14 protein-coding genes are annotated in these 19,467 nt (G+C 72.9%); 8 read left to right on the top strand and 6 right to left on the bottom strand.

What is annotated here, in order from left to right; translation table 11 throughout:
• Positions 1-78: 78 nt before the first annotated feature.
• A complete protein-coding gene (locus ACZ597_RS13840) occupies positions 79-2,766 on the bottom strand; it encodes a PIG-L family deacetylase (RefSeq protein ID WP_471328723.1) in 2,688 nt (895 codons plus the stop codon).
• A 191-nt stretch (positions 2,767-2,957) separates the two neighbouring features.
• On the opposite strand from ACZ597_RS13840, the gene ACZ597_RS13835 reads away from it, so the two are divergent.
• On the top strand, positions 2,958-5,945 hold the full coding sequence (locus ACZ597_RS13835; RefSeq protein WP_471328721.1) for a bifunctional [glutamine synthetase] adenylyltransferase/[glutamine synthetase]-adenylyl-L-tyrosine phosphorylase: 2,988 nt from the start codon (positions 2,958-2,960) through the stop codon (positions 5,943-5,945).
• A gap of 90 nt (positions 5,946-6,035) precedes the next feature.
• On the opposite strand, the gene ACZ597_RS13830 is transcribed toward ACZ597_RS13835, so the two are convergent.
• Positions 6,036-6,632, bottom strand: a complete 597-nt coding sequence (locus ACZ597_RS13830) for a dihydrofolate reductase family protein (RefSeq protein WP_471328719.1) — start codon at positions 6,630-6,632, stop codon at positions 6,036-6,038.
• Positions 6,633-6,891: 259 nt separating this feature from the next.
• Between ACZ597_RS13830 and ACZ597_RS13825 the strand changes: the two genes are divergently transcribed.
• On the top strand, positions 6,892-8,475 hold the full coding sequence (locus tag ACZ597_RS13825; protein WP_471328717.1) for an amidohydrolase: 1,584 nt from the start codon (positions 6,892-6,894) through the stop codon (positions 8,473-8,475).
• Here ACZ597_RS13825 and ACZ597_RS13820 read toward each other — a convergent pair.
• The 3 genes from ACZ597_RS13820 to ACZ597_RS13810 form a co-directional block, all read right to left on the bottom strand.
• The gene (locus ACZ597_RS13820; protein ID WP_471328715.1) at positions 8,472-9,359 is read right to left on the bottom strand and encodes a phosphatase PAP2 family protein; all 888 of its coding nucleotides are present in this window, start codon (positions 9,357-9,359) and stop codon (positions 8,472-8,474) included. The two genes, ACZ597_RS13825 and ACZ597_RS13820, sit on opposite strands and share 4 nt — an antisense overlap.
• Before the next feature lie 95 nt (positions 9,360-9,454).
• Entirely contained in the window at positions 9,455-10,486 is a 1,032-nt protein-coding gene (locus ACZ597_RS13815) for a LacI family DNA-binding transcriptional regulator (RefSeq protein WP_401243305.1), read from the bottom strand.
• Between the two features lie 26 nt (positions 10,487-10,512).
• Positions 10,513-12,276, bottom strand: a complete 1,764-nt coding sequence (locus ACZ597_RS13810) for a glycoside hydrolase family 13 protein (protein ID WP_471328713.1) — start codon at positions 12,274-12,276, stop codon at positions 10,513-10,515.
• A gap of 222 nt (positions 12,277-12,498) precedes the next feature.
• On the opposite strand from ACZ597_RS13810, the gene ACZ597_RS13805 reads away from it, so the two are divergent.
• From ACZ597_RS13805 to ACZ597_RS13780, 6 genes are all read left to right on the top strand, one after another.
• Entirely contained in the window at positions 12,499-13,773 is a 1,275-nt protein-coding gene (locus tag ACZ597_RS13805) for an extracellular solute-binding protein (RefSeq protein ID WP_471328711.1), read from the top strand.
• Positions 13,774-13,781: 8 nt separating this feature from the next.
• On the top strand, positions 13,782-14,813 hold the full coding sequence (locus tag ACZ597_RS13800; RefSeq protein WP_471328709.1) for a carbohydrate ABC transporter permease: 1,032 nt from the start codon (positions 13,782-13,784) through the stop codon (positions 14,811-14,813).
• Positions 14,810-15,682 (top strand): sugar ABC transporter permease, encoded by an 873-nt coding sequence (locus ACZ597_RS13795; protein WP_471328707.1) that lies wholly within the window; start codon positions 14,810-14,812, stop codon positions 15,680-15,682. The genes ACZ597_RS13800 and ACZ597_RS13795 overlap by 4 nt, the downstream gene beginning before the upstream one ends.
• A 51-nt stretch (positions 15,683-15,733) precedes the next feature.
• Positions 15,734-17,326 (top strand): glycoside hydrolase family 13 protein, encoded by a 1,593-nt coding sequence (locus ACZ597_RS13790; RefSeq protein WP_471328705.1) that lies wholly within the window; start codon positions 15,734-15,736, stop codon positions 17,324-17,326.
• Positions 17,314-18,327, top strand: a complete 1,014-nt coding sequence (locus tag ACZ597_RS13785) for a LacI family DNA-binding transcriptional regulator (RefSeq protein ID WP_471328703.1) — start codon at positions 17,314-17,316, stop codon at positions 18,325-18,327. Before ACZ597_RS13790 ends, ACZ597_RS13785 begins: the two co-directional genes overlap by 13 nt.
• A gap of 555 nt (positions 18,328-18,882) precedes the next feature.
• Entirely contained in the window at positions 18,883-19,272 is a 390-nt protein-coding gene (locus tag ACZ597_RS13780) for a hypothetical protein (RefSeq protein WP_471328701.1), read from the top strand.
• Here ACZ597_RS13780 and ACZ597_RS13775 read toward each other — a convergent pair.
• The gene (locus ACZ597_RS13775) at positions 19,206-19,460 is read right to left on the bottom strand and encodes a hypothetical protein (protein ID WP_471328699.1); all 255 of its coding nucleotides are present in this window, start codon (positions 19,458-19,460) and stop codon (positions 19,206-19,208) included. The genes ACZ597_RS13780 and ACZ597_RS13775 overlap by 67 nt on opposite strands.
• Positions 19,461-19,467: the final 7 nt, after the last annotated feature.

Genomic DNA, 19,467 nt, shown 5'->3' with positions numbered 1-19,467 from the left:
GAAAACGACCGGATGTGATTGTGCCTGCCGGTGCCGTGCCGAGGTCGAACCGCCCGGATCGTGGACGCGGTTGAACCTCTAGGGGGCGGTGGCGTTGGCGGTGTTGCGCGGTCCCACCGGCTGCCACGGCGCGAGGTGCGCGTCGGAGTCGTCCGTCGAGGAGGTGACGTACAGCCGCGCGTCCAGGCCGACCACGGCCAGGCTGACCAGGTTCTTCCCGGTCATCGTGCTGGACGGGCCCCCGACGAACATCAGCGGCGAGCGCTGCCACGCCCCGCCCGGGCCGACGTCCGAGCCCAGTTGCCCGCCCGCCGAGCGGCCCGCGAGCACGTGTCCGCTGGCCGTCACCGGGCCGTAGCCCTGGAGCCCGCCCAGGTCGGTGAGGGCGGCCGCCCTGAGCCCGCCGTCGGCCGTCACCAGTGCGGAGCGCACGTTGCCCGAGCCCGGCTTGCGGAACAGCAGCCGCACCCCGCCCTCGCGCCCCTGCGCCGTCAGCGGGAGCGTGGTCTCCGGCAGTCCGGTGGGGGTGGCCGGGCCCAACGCGGCGCCGGGCTCCGGCTGGGCCCAGGCCGTCACCGTCTTCGTGGTGGCGGCGAAGACCATCCGCCGCCCGGCCCCGTCGGTCGCGGTGGCCGGGGTGCCGTGCAGGTCGGAGCCGCCGAGGGAGTCCCAGGGGCCCCACTCCCCGTCGGGGCGCTGGACGCGGCCGCGCAGGGTGGAGGCGCCGTCGCGGACGTACACGGCGAGCGCCCCGGTGCCGTCGACGGACACGGCGGGCGCGCTGATGTCGGAGGTCCAGGCGTCGTCGGCGGCCTCCGGGGTGCCGAGCGACTGCCAGGGGCCGAACTCCCCGGAGCCGGGGGCCCGCTGGACCGCGTACACGACCTCGCGGAGGTAGTCGGCCGGCTTGTCCCCGAAGGAGGTGCGGGTCCCGAAGGCGGCGATCCGGCCGTCCTTGAGGGTGACGGTGGATATGCCCTGGTCCATCCCGGTTCCGGGGAGCAGGCTGGGGCCGGTCCAGCTGCCGATCAGGCCGGTGCGGTGCCAGACGGCGACCTGGCCGTCGAGGACCTTGAAGGCCCACAGGCCGTGCTCGGCGTCCGGGGCCAGCCAGGAGGTGCTGGTGCCGCGCGCGTAGTTGATGGACTGCGTCCAGCGGTTGCCGGAGGGGTGGTCGGCGACCTTGAGGTCGCCGCAGCCGGCCTCGCTGCCGCAGTGGTTCTCCTTGTCGAGCCACGCGTACGTGTCCAGGATGTCCAGCTTCTCCTTGGCCTCGCCGGGGTCGAGGGCGCTGGGGAGCGAGCCGTTGAAGTAGCCGATGTAGTTCTGCACCGCGAAGTGCGGGCGGTCCTTGACCTCCTGCGCGTAGGCGGCGGTGGCCAGCTGCGCGAACCGGGCTCCGTAGAAGTGGTCCTGGTGGTCGGTGTACCGCTTGGTGTCCTGGAACCGGCCGGGGGTCGGGTCCTGGGCGCGGATGGTGGTGGGCCGGTAGCGCTCCAGGATCCCCTCGATGGTCCTGACGACCTGGTCCTTGGTGTAAGCGAACCCCTGCCTGACCGGGGAGCCGGAGGCGAGCACCGACTCCAGGTGCGGGACCCGGCCGTCCCACAGGCCGTGGAGGCTGTCGGGGACGTCCGCGTAGACGTTGCCGGCCTCGCGCAGCTGGAGCCAGACGAGGTTGATCTCGGGCTTCGCGACGAGGACGTCCACCTCGGCCTGCCCGCCGCCCTTGGTCGGGATCACGGTGCGCTTCCAGGCGCTGCTGCGGTCGCCCGTGGCCATCTTGGCGTAGGCGGCGCGGATGCCGTTCTGGCGGGCCTCGGCGTAGGCGGGCTTGTCGGGCGCCGTGGAGGCCTGCTTGGCGGCGCCCGCGTTGATGCCGTCGGCTTCGCCGGAGGTGAGGTAGACGGAGGTGACGGGGTGGCCGGCGGCTATGGAGTACCGCAGGTCCGGGTTCATGAAGTACAGGTCGTCGTCGGGGTGGGCGACGATCTGGAGGACGCGGCCGGGGTCGGGGGCGTCCACGGCGGTGGCGGTGGTGGCCCTGGAATCGGCGGCGGTGGGCGCGTCGAGGGCGGCGAGGGCCTCGTTGCCCCGGATCACGAGCATGCTGCCGGCGACGGTGGCGGCGCCGAGGCCGACGGCCTTGACGATCTTCCGCGCGACGAGATGCCGGGCGCCTGCGGCGGGCTTGGAAGCGCTCCGGGCGGCCTCGGCGTCGGGGTACCCGGCCGGGCCGGGTACGCGGTGCTCGGCGGGTGCGCCTGCGGCGGGCCCGGGAGCGCTCCCGGCGGCCCCGCCCGCAGGGCTCCCCACCACCGAGGCGGGTCCGCCGGGCTGGGGCGTGCCGGCGCCGGCCGCCGCCGGGGCGGCGTTCGCGCCGCGGCCGGGCGTGGCCTCGACGGCCTCGCCCGCGGGGTCCGTGCCCGGCTGGGATCCGCATCGGGCGGCTTCGGCTTCGGGCCCGGCAGACCTCGGAGCCGGAACGCGGGGCTCGGACGCGGGGTCCGCAGGGGCCTCCGGGGCTTCGGAGGCGTCCGGGGCCGGGTCGGCGGAACCCGCGGGGGCGTCCGGGGCGTCCAGGGCTTCGGACACGGGGTCCGCGGGGGCACCCGGGGCCGCGCCCGTGGGGCCCGCCGGGGCTTCGGCGGCCGGGAGGGCGGAGGTGCCGCGCTGCTGGGGGACGCGTGCAGCGGGGGTCGAGAACGGGTCGGGCTGCCGTGCGGAAGGGGAGGTCGCGGCGGAGCCGGCGGGTCCGTCGGACATGGGGGCTCCTCGCGGCCGGTCGGGCGGGGACCGGGCCCCCTCAGGCATAGATCTAACAAGTAAGCAGATAATCCGATAATCCGCCTCATGATATCGGCCACGGTGCCCGGTGAGTCGAACGCCTGCTCCGGCTAGGCTCGCCCCAGGGCCGGCCAGACCAACCGGCAGCCACACACTCGGGAGGCGGCGGGATGACAGTCCCGGGACGCAGGAGCAGCACCTTCATCAGGCTGCTGCGCAGCGGGTTCACCGACCCCACCCACGCCGCCCGGCTCCTCGACGCCGACGCGCTGACCGCCGTACGCGCCGACCCGGTCCTCCTCGACGCCCTCGGCGCCACCGCCGACCCCGACCTCGCCCTGCACGGGCTGGTGCGCCTCGCCGAGGCACAGACCCCCGAGGAGCTGCCCCTGCTCCTCGACACCCTCGTCAGCGCCAAGCCCCTGCGCGACCGCCTCCTCGGCGTACTCGGCGCCTCGGAGGCCCTCGCCGACCACCTCGCCCGCCACCCCCGCGACTGGCAGGCCCTCGTCACCTACGAGGCCGCCGACCTGCACCCCGGCCTCGCCGAGTTCGAGCAGGGCCTCGCCGACGCCCACGACCCCGTCGCCCTGCGCGTCGCCTACCGCCGCTGCCTGCTCTCCATCGCCGCCCGCGACGTCTGCGGCACCACCGACGTCGCCCAGACCGCCGCCGAACTCGCCGACCTCGCCACCGCCACCCTCCGCGCGGCCCTGCGCATGGCGACGGCCGCCGCCCCCGAGGACGCCGCCCAGTGCCGGCTCGCCGTCATCGCCATGGGGAAGTGCGGCGGCAACGAGCTCAACTACGTCTCCGACGTCGACGTGATCTTCGTCGGGGAGGCCGTCGCCGGCGCCGAGGAGCACAAGGCGCTCCAGGCCGCCACCCGCCTCGCCTCCCACCTCATGCGGATCTGCTCCGAGACCACCGTCGAGGGCAGCATCTGGCCCGTCGACGCCAACCTCCGCCCCGAGGGCCGCAACGGCCCCCTCGTGCGCACCCTCTCGTCCCACCTCGCCTACTACCAGCGCTGGGCCAAGACCTGGGAGTTCCAGGCCCTGCTCAAGGCCCGCGCCGTCGCCGGCGACCCCGACCTGGGGGCCCAGTACGTCGCCGCCATAACCCCCCTCGTGTGGCAGGCCGCCGAACGCGAGAACTTCGTCGCCGACGTCCAGAAGATGCGCCGCCGCGTCGTCGACAACATCCCCGCCGCCCAGGTCGACCGGGAGCTCAAGCTCGGCCCCGGCGGCCTGCGCGACGTCGAGTTCGCCGTCCAGCTGCTCCAGCTCGTCCACGGCCGCAGCGACGCCACCCTGCACTCCGGCACCACCCTCGACGCCCTGCACGCCCTCGCCGCCGGCGGCTACGTCGGCCGCGCCGACGCCGCCCAGCTGCACGACGCGTACCGCTTCCTGCGTGCCATGGAGCACCGCATCCAGCTCTACCGGCTGCGCCGCACCCACCTCGTCCCCGAGGACGAGGCCGACCTGCGCCGCCTCGGCCGCTCCCTGGGCCTGCGCACCGAACCCGTCGCCGAGCTCAACAAGGCCTGGCGCCGGCACGCCTCCGTCGTGCGCCGCCTCCACGAGAAGCTCTTCTACCGGCCCCTGCTCGACGCCGTCGCCCAGCTCGCCCCCGGCGAGACCCGGCTCTCCCCGCGCGCCGCCGGCCAGCGGCTCGAAGCCCTCGGCTACGCCGACCCGGCCTCCGCCCTGCGCCACCTGGAGGCCCTCGCCTCCGGAGTCAGCCGCAAGGCCGCCATCCAGCGCACCCTGCTCCCGGTGCTCCTCGGCTGGTTCGCCGACTCCGCCGACCCGGACGCCGGACTCCTCGGCTTCCGCAAGGTCTCCGACGCCCTCGGCAAGACCCCCTGGTACCTGCGCCTGCTGCGCGACGAGGGCGCCGCCGCCGAGAACCTCGCCCGGGTGCTCTCCGCCGGACGCCTCGCCCCCGACCTGCTGATGCGCGCCCCCGAAGCCGTCGCCCTGCTCGGCGACCCCGAAGGCCTCCAGCCCCGTACGCACGAGGCCCTCGAACAGGAGGTGCTCTCCGCCGTCGGCCGCGCCGACAGCGGGGAAGCCGCCGTCGCCGCCGCCCGAGGGGTCCGCCGCCGCGAGCTGTTCCGCACCGCCGCCGCCGACATCATCGCCTCCTACGGCACCGAGGACAGCCCCGCAGAGAAGGACTGCGGCGCCCTCGTCGACCGGGTCGGCGACGCCGTCTCCGACCTCACCGCCGCCACCATCGCCGGCGCCCTGCGCGCCGCCGTGCGCGACCACTGGGGCGAGACCCTCCCCACCCGCTTCGCCGTCATCGGCGTCGGCCGCTTCGGCGGACACGAGCTGGGCTACGGTTCCGACGCCGACGTGCTCTTCGTCCACGAACCCCGGGAGGGCGTCGACGAACAGGAAGCCGCCAAGGCCGCCCAGACCGTCATCGCCGAGATGCGCAGGCTCCTCCAACTGCCCACCGCCGACCCGCCGCTCCTCATCGACGCCGATCTGCGCCCCGAAGGCCGCTCCGGCCCCCTCGTGCGCACCCTGTCCTCCTACGCCGCCTACTACCGGCGCTGGTCCCTGACCTGGGAGAGCCAGGCCCTGCTGCGCGCCGAGCCCGTCGCCGGCGACATCGACCTCGGCACCCGCTTCATCGAGCTGATCGACCCGCTGCGCTACCCCGCCGAAGGCCTCGGCGAGGACGCGGTCCGCGAGATCCGCCGCCTCAAGGCACGCATGGAGTCCGAACGCCTGCCGCGCGGCGCCGACCCCACCCTGCACACCAAACTCGGCCGCGGCGGGCTCAGCGACGTCGAGTGGACCGTCCAGCTGCTCCAGATGCAGCACGCCTGGGCCGAGCCGGGCCTGCGCACCACCCGCACCCGTCACGCCCTGGCCGCCGCCCACGCCGCCGGGCTGCTCCCGACGGAGGAGGCGCAGATCCTCGACGAGGCCTGGGTCCTCGCCACCCGCGTCCGCAACGCCGTCATGCTGGTCCGCGGCCGCGCCGGCGACACCTTCCCCTCGGACGCCCGCGAACTGGCCGCCGTCGGCCGCTACCTGGGCTACCCGGAGGGCAAGGTCGGCGAGATGCTCGACGACTACCGCCGCACCACCCGCCGCGCCCGCGCGGTGGTGGACGAGCTGTTCTACGGTGCATAGCCTTTGACTGGTCGTCAGGCCGTCGACTGAGGTCGCAAGGGCCGGCCACCCCTCGGGGCGGCCGGCCCTTCGGCCGTACGACGGGGGCGGTTACGCTGCCGCCGCCCGGCGGTAGGTGGCGACGTGGACGCCCGTGCCGCTGACGACCGTGGAGACGAGTTCCAGGGTGCGCAGCCGGCCGTCCGACGGGAAGAGCTTCTTGCCGCCGCCGAGGACCACCGGCATGATCATCAGCCGGAGTTCGTCGACCAGGTCCTCGGTCAGCAGGGTCTGGGCCAGCGTGGCGCTGCCCATGACCACCAGGTCGCCGCCCTCGGCCTCGCGCAGCTTCCGGATCCGGGCGACGGCCTCGTCACCGGGGATGAGCGTGGTGTTGTTCCACGTCAGGTCCGACTCGCCGAGCGTGTCCGAGACGACGTACTTGGCGACGCCGTTCATGTGGTCGGCGAAGGGGTCGCCCGCCCGCTCCGGCCACGCCGCGGCCATGACCTGCCAGGTACGGCGCCCGAACAGCAGGGCCCCGGTGTCGGCCATCCAGTCGGACAGGGCGCCGCCCATCACCTCCGGGTCGAAGAACGGGTGCGTCCAGCCGCCGTGGGCGAAGCCGCCGTCGGTGTCCTCGTCGGGGTGCCCCGGCGCCTGGATGACGCCGTCCAGGCTCATGAATTCACCCAGCACGATGCGCATGGGAATGCCTCGCTTCCTGATCCGTCGGATTCGTTCGCGACAGGGGAAAGCTATGCAGCGTTCAGTGATCAGGCAATCGAATGATAGGCGGAGGGGCTGGTGTGTGCAGGTCAGGTGCGGAAAATCGTTGCAATGGATCTGATGTGAATGCAAGATCGGCCCGGCGGTCATTGCAATGAATGGAGGTGAACGCACGCCTGCGCCCGCCGCCGTCGGCGCGACATGATGGCCTCCCGAGCCCAGAAGGAGAACCGCCGCCGTGCCCGCTGCCGACACCGTCCTCACCGGAGCCCGCGTCCGCACCCTCGACCCCGACCGCCCCGAAGCCGGCGCGGTCGCCGTACGCGGCGGCGAGATCGCGGCCGTCGGCGACGCCGCCGACGTACGCGACTGGCTCGGCCCCGCCACCCAGGTCCTCGACCTCGGCGGAGCCACCCTCACCCCCGGCCTCACCGACGCCCACAGCCATCCCGTCTGGGGCGTCGAAATGGCCACCGGAACCGACCTCTCGTACGTCCGGGACCTCGACCGGCTGCGCGCCGCCCTGCGCACCGCCGACCGCACCGCCGGCTGGGTCCTCGGCTTCGGCCTCGACCACAACGCCTTCGGCGGCCGCCCCGTCGACCGGGACCTGGTCGAGGACGTCCTCGACGGCACCCCCGCCTTCCTGCGCCTCTACGACGGCCACTCCGCCCTCGCCACCGGCCCGGCCCTCGCCGCCGCCGGCATCACCGGCCCCCGCGCCTTCGACCAGCGCTCCGAGATCGTCTGCGACGGCGACGGCCGCCCCACCGGGCACCTCGTCGAGCACGCCGCGATGTCCCTGGTCGGCGCCCTCACCCCCAAACCCGCCCCCGCCCAGCGCCGCGCCCGCCTCCTCGCCCTCCTCGGCGCCATGGCCGCCACCGGGCTCACCGGCGCCCACGTCATGGACCTCGGGGACGGGGACGTACCCGCCCTCCTCGCCACCGTCGAGTACGAGACGGACCTGCCGCTGCGGCTGCGCCTCGCCCCCTGGTGCATGCCCGGCGCCGACGAGGAGGCTCTGGCCGGACTGGTCGCGCTCCAGGGCGTACGCGGACGCCACTGGCAGGTCGGCGGAGTCAAGTTCTTCATGGACGGCACCGTCGAGGGGGGCACCGCCTGGCTGGACCACCCCGACTGCCACGGCCAGGGCACCGAGGCCTTCTGGCCCGACCCGCACGCCTACGCGGGGGCCGTACGCTCCCTCCACGCGGCCGGGGTCCGCACCGCCACGCACGCCATCGGCGACGCCGCCGTCCGGCACGTCCTGGACACCGTCGCGGCGCTCGGCGAGAGCGCCCGCATGCGGCACCGGATCGAGCACATCGAGACCGTCCCCGACGACCAGCTGAAGCGGTTCGCCGAGCTCGGGGTGATCGCCTCCATGCAGCCCCCGCACACCGCGTACACCCGCGCCGACCACACCGACGAGTGGTCCAGGCGGCTCGGCGGCGAACGCGCCGGCCGCGCCTGGCGCTGCCGGGACCTGCGCGACGCCGGCGCGGTCCTCGCCCTCGGCTCCGACTGGCCCATCGCCCACCACGACGCCCGCCAGGTCCTCGCCACCGCCCTGCGCCCCCGCGGCGCCGCATCCGGCGGCCGGGCCCTGACCGGGCTGATGGCACTGGAGGGCATGACCTCCCACGCGGCGCTCGCGGCCGGCGAGCAGGCCGTCGCGGGCCGCATCGCCCCGGGCTACCGCGCGGACCTGACGGCCCTCGCCGTCGACCCGGTCACCGCCGCCCCCGACGAACTCGCGGAGGCCCCCGTACGCCTGACCCTGTCAGGCGGCCGGATCACCCACCGCGACGGTGCCTAGGCCCGGCGGAAGCGGTTCAGCAGTTCGGACGCCGGGTGCGGACCGGTGTGGACCGGCCGGCGCGGCAGCCGGTGCGGCAGCGATCCGTACCAGGCGCGGGACACGGCGTACCCGAAGGCCAGGCACAGCACGCCGCCCACGGCGTCGAGCCAGAAGTGGTTGGCGGTGGCCACGATCACGACCAGGGTCGCCGCCGGGTAGAGCAGCCCCAGGATCCGCGCCCACGGCGCCGAGGCCACCGCGAAGATCGTCAGCCCGCACCAGAGCGACCACCCTATGTGCATCGAGGGCATCGCCGCGTACTGGTTCGACATGTGCTTGAGGTTGCCCGAGGCCATGGAACCCCAGGTGTGGTGCACCAGCACGGTGTCGATGAAGTCCTGCCCGTCCATCAGCCGGGGCGGCGCGAGCGGGTAGAGGTAGTAGCCGACCAGGGCGACGCCCGTGGTGGCGAAGAGCACGAGGCGGGTGGCGGCGTAACGCCCGGGATGGAAGCGGTAGATCCACACCAGCACGCCGATCGTCACGATGAAGTGCAGCGTCGCGTAGTAGTAGTTCATGCCGACGACCAGCCACGTCACCGAGTTCACGGTGTGGTTGACGGTCTGTTCCACGGCGATGCCGAGCCCGCGCTCCACGGCCCAGATCCAGTCGGCGTTCGCGAGCGCCGCCGCCTTCTGCTCGGGAACGGCGTTGCGGATCAGCGAGTACGTCCAGTAGCTGACGGCGATCAGCAGGACCTCGAACCAGATCCGCGGCCGACGGGGGGCCCGCAGCCGGGTCAGGAGCGCAGCGTCCGGCTCCTGACGGGTGTCGCGCTCCGTCACGGTGGGTGACGAGGCGTCCGTCAGGGTTTCCAGTGTCTTCACGCTCGCTTCACCCATGGGCAGAGAGTCTGCCAGATGCGTTACCGCCTCCGATCATCCCTCGGAACGGTCTTCGGCGCCCCTCCTCAGCCCAGGGGACTACCCGCTACCCCCTAGGGGGTACGCCGCTGCGCGGGCCCCGAAGCCGTCGAGCCGCGGACCACCAGCTCGGGCAGGAACACGAACTCGCTGTGGGGGGCCGGCGTACCGCCGATCTCCTCCAGCAGGGTCCGCACCGCAGCCTGCCCCATGGCCTGCACCGGCTGCCGGATGGTGGTCAGCGGCGGATCGGTGAACGCTATGAGCGGGGAGTCGTCGAAGCCGACCACCGACACGTCCTGCGGCACGCGCAGGCCCTGCTGCCGGGCGGCCCGGATCGCGCCGAGCGCCATCATGTCGCTCGCGCACACCACCGCCGTGCAGCCCCGCCCGACGAGCGCGGCCGCGGCGGCCTGACCGCCCTCCAGGGTGTACAGGGAGTGCTGGATCAGCTCCTCCACCTCGGCCTCGCCGAGCCCGAGCCGCTCCCGCATCGCGACCCGGAAGCCCTCGATCTTGCGGAGCACCGGCACGAACCGCTTCGGGCCGACCGCGAGGCCGATCCGGGTGTGCCCCAGCGCCGTCAGGTGGGTCACGGCGAGCTGCATCGCGGCCCGGTCGTCGGGGGAGACGAAGGGGGCCCGCACCTTGTCGGAGAAACCGTTGATCAGGACGTACGGGACGCCCTGGGCCCGGAGTTGGTCGTAGCGGCCCATGTCGGCGGTGGTGTCGGCGTGCAGCCCCGAGACGAAGATGATCCCGGAGACCCCCCGGTCCACCAGCATCTCGGTCAGCTCGTCCTCGGTGGAACCGCCGGGCGTCTGCGTCGCCAGCACCGGCGTGTACCCCTGCCGGGTCAGCGCCTGGCCGATGACCTGCGCGAGCGCCGGGAAGATGGGGTTGTCCAGCTCGGGGGTTATCAGCCCGACGAGACCCGCGCTGCGCTGCCGCAGCCGTACGGGCCGCTCGTAGCCGAGCACGTCGAGCGCGGCCAGCACGGACTCACGGGTGCCCGCGGCCACGCCGGGCTTGCCGTTGAGCACGCGGCTGACTGTGGCTTCGCTGACCCCCGCCTGGGCTGCGATGTCGGCTAGCCGTGCGGTCACGGGATTGGACTGTACCGGTAGCCGGCTCACAAAGCCCACCACGTGCACGAATCCGCGGGAAGACGGACCGTGCGGCCGTCGGTCTCCACCGGGGCGCTGGAGAGCACCGGCCGTCCGGGGGAGGGGAGCTCCACGGCGGCGGGCCGGGTGTTGAGGGTGCAGGCGAAGCCGGGGCGGGTGAAGAGGAGGACCCCCTCGGGCGCGGGCCGCCAGCGCATCCCCCGCGCGAACACCGCGGGTCCCGCCCCCGCCCCGGGCCACTCCTCGCGGCACCCGCCCTGCCCCGACTCCGGCGCCCCCAGGCCCGGCATGGCCCGGCGCAGCTCCAGGGCGGCGCGGTACAGCTCCAGCGTGGAGTGCGGGTCGCCGGTCTGCGCCGCGACGCTCAGCCCCGCCCAGCCGTCGGGCTGCGGAAGCCAGGTGCCGCCGGGCCCGAAGCCGTACGGGGCCTCCTCGCCGGACCAGGGGAGCGGTACGCGGCACCCGTCGCGCAGCCCGTCCTGCCCCTCGGCCTCCGCCGCCGTTCCCGTCCCGTCCGCGCCGGCCCCCTCGGGACGCCCCGCGGGGGACCGGCGGAACGCCGGGTCCTGGCGGGCTCCGTCCGGGAGGTCGGTGACCTCCGGCAGGCCGAGCTCCTCGCCCTGGTAGACGTACGCCGACCCGGGCAGCGCCAGCATCAGCAGCGCCGCCGCCCGCGCCCGGGCCAGGCCCCGCGCCCCGCCCCCGTACCGCGTGACGTGGCGTACGACGTCGTGGTTGGACAGCACCCAGGTCGTCGGAGCGCCCACGGAGGCGGTGGCGGCCAGGGACTCGTCGATCACAGTCCGCATCGCCGCCGGGTCCCAGGGGCAGTTCAGGAACCGGAAGTTGAAGGCCTGGTGCAGCTCGTCGGGCCGCACGTACAGCGCGAGCCGCTCCGAGGTCGGCGCCCACGCCTCCGCGACCCCGATCCGGCCGTCCCCGTAGGAGTCGAGCAGCCGCCGCCAGGAGCGGTGGATGTCGTGCACCCCGTCCTGGTCGAAGAAGGGGAGCGGCTCGGTGCCGATCAGCGTGGCCTGCGCTCCCCGGCCGATGTCGGGCAGCCCCGGGGCCTTGACCATGCCGTGGGCCACGTCCACCCGGAAGCCGTCCACGCCCAGGTCGAGCCAGAAGCGCAGCACCGAGGCGAACTCCTCCGCGACCTCCGGGTGCTCCCAGTCCAGGTCGGGCTGCTCGGGGGCGAAGAGGTGCAGGTACCAGTCGCCGTCCGGCACCCGGGTCCAGGCCGGGCCGCCGAAGACGGACTCCCAGTCGTTCGGCGGCAGCTCCCCCTCCGTGCCCCGCCCCGGGCGGAACAGGTACCGGTCGCGGGCGCCCGGCGCGTCCGCGAGGGCCTCCCGGAACCAGGGGTGGGCCTCGGAGGTGTGGTTCGGCACCACGTCCACGATCACCCGCAGGCCGAGCGCGTGCGCGGCGCGCACGAGGTCGTCGGCGTCGGCGAGGTCCCCGAAGAGGGGGTCGACGGCCCGGTAGTCGGCGACGTCGTAGCCGCCGTCCGCCTGCGGGGACACGTAGAAGGGGGTCAGCCACACGGCGTCGACCCCGAGCCGGGCCAGGTGCGGCAGCCGCTCGCGCACCCCGCGCAGGTCCCCGACGCCGTCGCCGTCGCTGTCCGCGAAGGAGCGGACGTACACCTGGTAGATGACGGCATCGCGCCACCAGCTGCCGCCCGCGGCCGGGTCGCCGGGGGCGCCGCTGGAAGCGTTGCTGGAAGCTCTTGCAAGCGGGACGGCCGTCAACTCGTGGTTCATACCGCAGTCAACGCGCGTACACGCCCCGTGGTTGCGGGCCTGCGCAATCGAAGGGGGCTCGAACTAACAGCAAGCTGCGGCAACCGTAGGGACACACGGATGTAACGATCGCCTCCGCTTGCAGAAAATTGCCGCAAGCTCTTTCCGTCGGCTTTCAGGCTTGTTACGTTCCTCGCAACTCGGGACCGCGAGGGCGCGGCCGGGATCATCGAAGGAGTTCATATGCGGCGTGGCATAGCGGCCACCGCGCTGGTCGCGACCCTGGCACTCGCGGCGACGGCTTGCGGTGGGGACACCGACGGCGACGGTGGCGAGACCAAGGCCGGCGGCGAGCTGTCCGGCACCGTCACCTGGTGGGACACCTCGAACGAGGCCGAGAAGGCGAGCTTCCAGAAGATCGCCGAGGCGTTCACCGCGAAGCACCCGAAGGTGACCGTCAAGTACGTCAACGTGCCCTACGGCGACGCCCAGAACAAGGTCAAGAACGCCTTCAGCAGCGGCGCCGACGCGCCCGACGTCATCCGCGCCGACGTCGGCTGGGTCGCCGACTTCGCCTCCCTCGGCTACCTCGACGAGGTCCCCGCCGAGACCGCGAAGAAGATCGACGCCGAGTTCCTGCCGCAGGCCGCGGCCAGCGGCAAGTTCGAGGGCAAGACCTACGCCGTCCCGCAGGTCATCGACACCCTCGGCCTCTTCTACAACAAGAAGATGCTCGCCGACGCCGGTGTCCAGCCCCCCAAGACGCTTGAGGAGCTGAAGACCGCCGCCACCGCCATCAAGGCCAAGACCGGCAAGACCGGCCTCTACCTGCGCGGCGACGACTCCTACTGGTTCCTGCCCTTCATCTACGGCGAGGGCGGCGACCTCGTCGACGCCAAGACCAAGACGGTCACCGTCGACAACGCGGCCGGCGTCAAGGGCTTCAAGGCCGCCCGCGACCTGGTCACCTCCGGCGCGGCGGTCACCAACGCCACCGACGGCTGGACCAACATGCAGACCGCCTTCAAGTCCGGGGAGGTCGCGATGATGATCAACGGCCCCTGGGCCGTCGCGGACAGCTACGCGGGCGACCAGTTCAAGGACAAGTCCAACCTCGGCGTCGCCCCCGTCCCGGCCGGCTCCGCCAAGGCCGGCGCCCCGCAGGGCGGCCACGACCTCGCCGTCTACGCCGGCTCCAAGAACACCGCCGCCGCGCACGCCTTCGTCGAGTACATGACCTCCCAGGAGGTCCAGGTCCAGTCCGCCAAGGACCTGAGCCTGCTGCCCACGCGCACCGCCGCCTACGAGCAGCCGGACGTCAAGAGCAGCGAGATGGTCCAGTTCTTCAAGCCGGCCGTCGACAAGGCCGTCGAGCGCGCCTGGATCCCGGAGAACGGCTCCCTCTTCGAGCCGCTGAAGGTCGAGTACACCAAGGCCGTCACCGGCGCCTCGACCCCCGAGGACGCGGCCAAGGCGGCCGGCGCCGAGTTCCGCAAGATCCTCAAGGGCTGGAAGTAGTACGGACGATGGCTGCTGACACCAGCCGGTCGGTGGCGAAGGCCGCGGACGGCGAGACGACCCTCGCCGACCGCGGCCCCAGCCGCGCGACTGCCAAGAACGCCGGAAGCCCGCGCGGCGGTCTCGGCCGCGCCCTCGCCACGCACTGGTACGCCTGGGCCATGATCGCCCCGGTCGTGCTCGTCCTGGGCGTGATCGTCGGCTGGCCGCTCGTACGCGGCGTCTACCTGTCGCTCACCGACGCCAACGAGCGCAACGTCGCCCGCACCATCGGCGTGCGCCACATCGACGCCACGTACGAGTTCATCGGGCTCGACAACTACACGGCGGTCCTCGGCGACCCCGTCTTCTGGCAGCGGCTGGTGTGGACGGTGATGTGGACCGTCGCGTGCGTCTCCATCACCTTCGTCCTCGGCCTCACCCTGGCCACCATGCTCAACCGGCAGTTCCGGGGCCGCGCCGCCTACCGCATGGCGCTCATCCTGCCCTGGGCCGTGCCCGGCTTCGTCTCCGTCTTCGCCTGGCGGTTCCTCTTCAACCGCGACAACGGCATCCTCAACAAGATCCTCGACGGCGGCGGCATCTCCGCGATCCCGTGGCTCGACGACCCCACGTGGGCCAAGTTCTCCGTCATCGCCGTCAACGTCTGGCTCGGCGTCCCCTTCATGATGGTCGCCCTCCTCGGCGGCCTCCAGTCCATCCCGGCCGAGCTCTACGAGGCCGCCGAGATGGACGGCGCCGGACCCTGGCAGCGCTTCCGGCACATCACCCTGCCCGGACTGCGCGCCGTGAGCATGACGGTGATCCTGCTCTCCACCATCTGGACCTTCAACATGTTCCCGGTGATCTTCCTGCTGACGCGGGGCGGCCCCGGCGACTCCACCGAGATCCTGGTGACCCAGGCCTTCCGCGAGGCCTTCATCGAGAGCCCGCGCGACTTCGCCGGCTCCGCGACCTGGGGCGTGCTGATCCTCGCCCTTCTCATGATCTTCGCGCTGGTCTACCGGCGCTCGCTGCGCAAGCAGGGAGAGGTGTGGTGACCACCGTGACCGAGAACGCTTCCGAGCAGGGTGCCGCCCGCCCGCGCGGCACCCGCTCCCCGCTCGCCTCCTTCGGGCTGCACGCCACGCTCGTCGTCGCGTCCGTCATCGCCGTCTTCCCCGTGCTGTGGATCCTGCTGACCTCGCTCAAGCCGGCCAAGTACGCGATCAGCACGGACTTCGTGAAGGAACCGACCCTCGCGAACTACTCCCACCTGCTGGAGGACAGCCACTTCCTCAGCTGGTTCTGGAACTCGGTGCTCGTCGCCGGAGTCACCACCGTGCTCGGCGTGTTCATCGCCGCCACCACCGGATACGCCGTCAGCCGCTTCAGGTTCCCGGGCATGAAGCCGTTGATGTGGACCCTGCTCATCACGCAGATGTTCCCGATGGCCATCCTGATCGTCCCGCTCTACAACCTGATGGGCGATCTCGGGCTGCTGAACCAGCCGCTCGGCCTGATCATCACGTACCTCACCATCGCCGTGCCGTTCTGCGCCTGGATGATGAAGGGCTTCTTCGACACGATCCCGGTCGAGATCGACGAATCCGGCCGCGTCGACGGGCTCAACCCCTTCGGCACCTTCTGGCGCCTGATCCTGCCGCTCGCCAAGCCCGGCCTCGCCGTGACCGGCTTCTACGCCTTCATCACCGCCTGGGGCGAGGTCGCGTACGCCTCCGCCTTCATGGTCGGCGAGGAGAACCTCACCCTCGCGGGCGGCCTGCAGACCTTCGTCACGCAGTACACCTCCAACTGGGGCGCCATGAGCGCGGCATCCGTCCTCATCGCGGTCCCGGCGGCGGTCTTCTTCCTCTTCGCCCAGCGTCACCTCGTCGCCGGTATGACGGCGGGCGCCACCAAGGGCTGACCACCCGGCGCTCCCCTCTTCGTGTTACCGGCCCGATCTCTCAAGGACACCATGACCCAGCACCTCGCCGACGCGCTCCCCACCCCGATCGGGACCCAGCCCGGCTGGTGGAGAGACGCGGTGATCTACCAGGTCTATCCGCGCAGCTTCGCCGACTCCAACGGGGACGGCATGGGGGACCTCGAAGGCATCCGCAGCCGGCTGCCCTACCTGCGCGACCTGGGAGTCGACGCCGTCTGGCTCAGCCCCTTCTACGCCTCCCCGCAGGCCGACGCCGGCTACGACGTCGCCGACTACCGGGCCATCGACCCCATGTTCGGCACCCTGCACGACGCCGACGCCGTGATCCGCGAAGCGCACGCCCTGGGCATGCGGATCATCGTCGACCTCGTCCCCAACCACTGCTCCGACCAGCACGAATGGTTCAAGCAGGCGCTCCGGGAAGGCCCCGGCGGCACCCTGCGCGAACGCTTCCACTTCCGGCCGGGGAAGGGTGAGGCGGGCGAAGAGCCGCCGAACGACTGGGAGTCCATCTTCGGCGGCCCGGCGTGGACGCGGGTCGAGGACGGGGAGTGGTACCTGCACCTGTTCGCGCCGGAGCAGCCCGACTTCAACTGGGAACACCCGGCCGTGCAGGACGAGTTCCGCTCCGTGCTCAGGTTCTGGCTCGACCTGGGCGTGGACGGCTTCCGCATCGACGTCGCCCACGGGCTGGTCAAGGCCGCCGGGCTGCCGGACCTGGGGCGCGACGAACAGCTCAAGCTGCTCGGCAACCAGGTGCTGCCCTTCTTCGACCAGGACGGCGTCCACGAGATCTACCGGACCTGGCGGACCGTCCTCGACGAGTACGCGGGCGACCGGATCGGCGTCGCCGAAGCCTGGGCGCCGAACGTCGCCCGCACTGCTCTGTACGTGCGCCGTGACGAGCTGCACCAGGCCTTCAACTTCCACTACCTGACGACCGGCTGGGACGCGGCCGCCCTGCGCGCCGCCGTCGACGAGTCGCTGGACGCCATGCGGCCCGTGGGCGCCCCGACCACGTGGGTGCTGTCCAACCACGACGTGGTCCGCCACCGGACCCGCTTCGGCAGCCTGGACCGGGCGCGCGCGGCCGCGCTGCTGATGCTGGCCCTGCCCGGGTCCGCGTACGTCTACCAGGGCGAGGAGCTCGGGCTCCCGGAGGTGACCGACCTCCCGGACGAGGTGCGCCAGGACCCCTCGTTCTTCAAGGCGAACGGGCAGGACGGGCTCCGCGACGGGTGCCGCGTACCGATCCCGTGGTCCGGCGACGAGGCACCGTACGGCTTCGGGGACGGCGGCAGCTGGCTCCCGCAGCCGGCGGAGTGGGCGGGGCTGAGCGTCGCCGCGCAGACCGGGGACCCGGACTCCACGCTGGAGCTGTACCGCACCGCCCTGCGGATCCGGCGCGAGCACCCGGACCTGGGCGCGGGCGACGCCGTGGAGTGGCTTGAGGCCCCGGAGGGGGTGCTGATGTTCCGCCGGGGCGGCTTCGTGTGCGCGGCCAACACCACGGGGGGCGCTGTGCGGATACCTTCGCCGGGCGTGGTGCTGCTGGCGAGCGGTGAACTGGCCGCCGGTCCCGATGTGGTGCCTGCTGACACGGCGGTGTGGTGGCAGGGGTGAGTTCCCCGTTGCGGCTGACGGACATCGCCTCGCAGGCCCAGGTCAGCGAGGCGACCGTCAGCCGCGTACTCAACGGCAAGGCGGGCGTGGCGGCCGGCACGCGGCACCGGGTGCTGGCCGCCATGGACCTGCTCGGCTACGAGCGGCCGGTGCGGCTGAAGCGGCGCAGCAACGGGCTGGTGGGGCTGCTGATACCTGAGCTGACCAACCCCATCTTCCCGGCGTTCGCGCAGGTCATCGAGCAGGCGCTGGCCGGTCACGGCTACACGCCGGTGCTGTGCACCCAGACCCCGGGCGGGGCCACCGAGGACGAACTGGTCGAGCAGCTGGAGGAGCGGGGGGTCACCGGGATCGTCTTCCTGTCCGGGCTGCACGCGGACGCGTCGCAGGATCCGTCCCGGTACCAGCGGCTGTCCGCGCGCGGGCTGCCGTTCGTGCTGATCAACGGCTTCAACGAGGCCATCAGCGCCCCCTTCGTCTCCCCGGACGACCGCGCGGCGGCGGTCATGGCGGTGCACCACCTGGAGGAGCTCGGACACCGGCGCATCGGGCTCGCCATCGGGCCGACGCGGTACGTCCCCTCGGCGCGCAAGGAGCAGGGGTTCCTGGCCGCCCGGCCGGGGGCGGCGGAGGAAGGGCTCGTCCAGCGCACCCTGTTCACCGTCGAGGGCGGCCACGCGGCGGGCGGCGCCCTGCTGGAGCGGGGCTGCACGGGCGTGGTCTGCGCCAGCGACATGATGGCGCTCGGCGTCATCCGCGCCGCCCGGGAGCGGGGCCTGCGCGTCCCGGAGGACGTCTCGGTGGTCGGCTTCGACGACTCCCCGCTCATCGCCTTCACGGACCCCCCGCTGACGACGGTCCGCCAGCCGGTGCGTGCCATGGCCACGGCGGCGGTGGGGGCGCTGCTGGAGGCGGTGGCGGGGACGCCGGTGCAGCGCACGGAGTACGTGTTCCAGCCGGAGCTGGTGGTACGGGGGTCGACGGGGACGGCGCGGGGGTAGGGGGAGCGGTAGCCCCCGGGGCGGGATCACAGCCGGTTTGGGGGTTTCCCGTCAGTCCCATCGTCCTTCCGTGTCGGGCCGGTCCCTCAAGGGGCGCTCCCTCCGGTCGCGTCGCTTCGCGATGGCCTTCGGCCACCCTTGACCGACCGTCCCGCCCCGGAAAGCCGAAAGACTGCCGGGAAACCCCCAAAGGAACGGTCACGGGGCAGGAGGAGGGGAGCGGCCGCGTCAGCGACGAGGCGAGGGGCCTGGCCTTGGCCGGGCGGGCATCCGGGCTTCTTCAACAGTCGCCATTCCGGACCAGTGGCGCGACTACCCGCACAAGAGGTTGACCAGAGCGATCTGAGGAGCACCCAGGCGCAGCAGATCGCCACGCGCTCCTCCCGGCCTGGCGTCCGGCGACCGTCTGGGGCTGATGTCCGTAGTAAGGGCCACCGCACCGGGCCTCGTTCGGTCAGATCACGGGTGGGCGGCCGAGCCGCGTCATTCGCCACACGGTCCGCCAGCCGCCGTCGACAACGTCGAACCCGTCTGAGGTGTGAGAGCCTGCGCGGCATGGGCATCGCCAAGAAGGGCACGCGGACGATCGTCGTGGACGGCGAGAGGTACCGGTGGGTGGTCGCGCCCGATGACGAGCCCGGGCTGGGGATCGTGGTCGTGCACGGGGAGGTGGACGGGCAGCGGATGGTGACGTGGGTCGAGCACGGGACGGTGGTCGCGCCGGGGCTCGTCGAGGTGGTCGTCCGCCGGGCGTTGGAGCGTCATGGCTGGACGCCGCGGGAGCGGGGGAAGCAGCTCACCTTGCGCCTCGACGCGGTGGAGAACGCCGCAGGGGCGGCCGACGTTTGCGTCGGGCCGCCCCTGCGGGCCGCTGGGGGTCAGGCGCCCAGGTGGGAGCCGTTCGCCCACTCCTTCTCGCCGTCCTTGTGGCAGGTCGAGTTGTAGACCGGGCCGGCGAACGACGGGAGGTTGTGGGGGACCGCGGCGAACGTCGAGCAGTCCGACGTGTGGGCCTTGCGGCCGGCGTCGAAGTAGTCGATGTCGACCCCGTCGTTGGCCAGGGCGGCACCGGCCCCGCCCAGGAGGATGCCGGCAGCCAGGACGGACGCGGTGACAGCGGAACGAATACGCATGACTCCC

It is taken from the genome of Streptomyces sp. NPDC040718, from assembly GCF_055593565.1.
Note: the sequence above shows the minus strand (reverse complement) of the source record. Positions and strands in the feature narration are given on the sequence as shown.

Coding starts and splice junctions, on each gene's coding strand:
- ACZ597_RS13840 (WP_471328723.1), bottom strand. CDS start 2,766: ATGTCCGACGGACCCGCCGGCTCCGCCGCGACCTCCCCTTCCGCACGG.
- ACZ597_RS13835 (WP_471328721.1), top strand. CDS start 2,958: ATGACAGTCCCGGGACGCAGGAGCAGCACCTTCATCAGGCTGCTGCGC.
- ACZ597_RS13830 (WP_471328719.1), bottom strand. CDS start 6,632: ATGCGCATCGTGCTGGGTGAATTCATGAGCCTGGACGGCGTCATCCAG.
- ACZ597_RS13820 (WP_471328715.1), bottom strand. CDS start 9,359: ATGGGTGAAGCGAGCGTGAAGACACTGGAAACCCTGACGGACGCCTCG.
- ACZ597_RS13810 (WP_471328713.1), bottom strand. CDS start 12,276: ATGAACCACGAGTTGACGGCCGTCCCGCTTGCAAGAGCTTCCAGCAAC.
- ACZ597_RS13805 (WP_471328711.1), top strand. CDS start 12,499: ATGCGGCGTGGCATAGCGGCCACCGCGCTGGTCGCGACCCTGGCACTC.
- ACZ597_RS13800 (WP_471328709.1), top strand. CDS start 13,782: ATGGCTGCTGACACCAGCCGGTCGGTGGCGAAGGCCGCGGACGGCGAG.
- ACZ597_RS13790 (WP_471328705.1), top strand. CDS start 15,734: ATGACCCAGCACCTCGCCGACGCGCTCCCCACCCCGATCGGGACCCAG.
- ACZ597_RS13780 (WP_471328701.1), top strand. CDS start 18,883: ATGGGCATCGCCAAGAAGGGCACGCGGACGATCGTCGTGGACGGCGAG.
- ACZ597_RS13775 (WP_471328699.1), bottom strand. CDS start 19,460: ATGCGTATTCGTTCCGCTGTCACCGCGTCCGTCCTGGCTGCCGGCATC.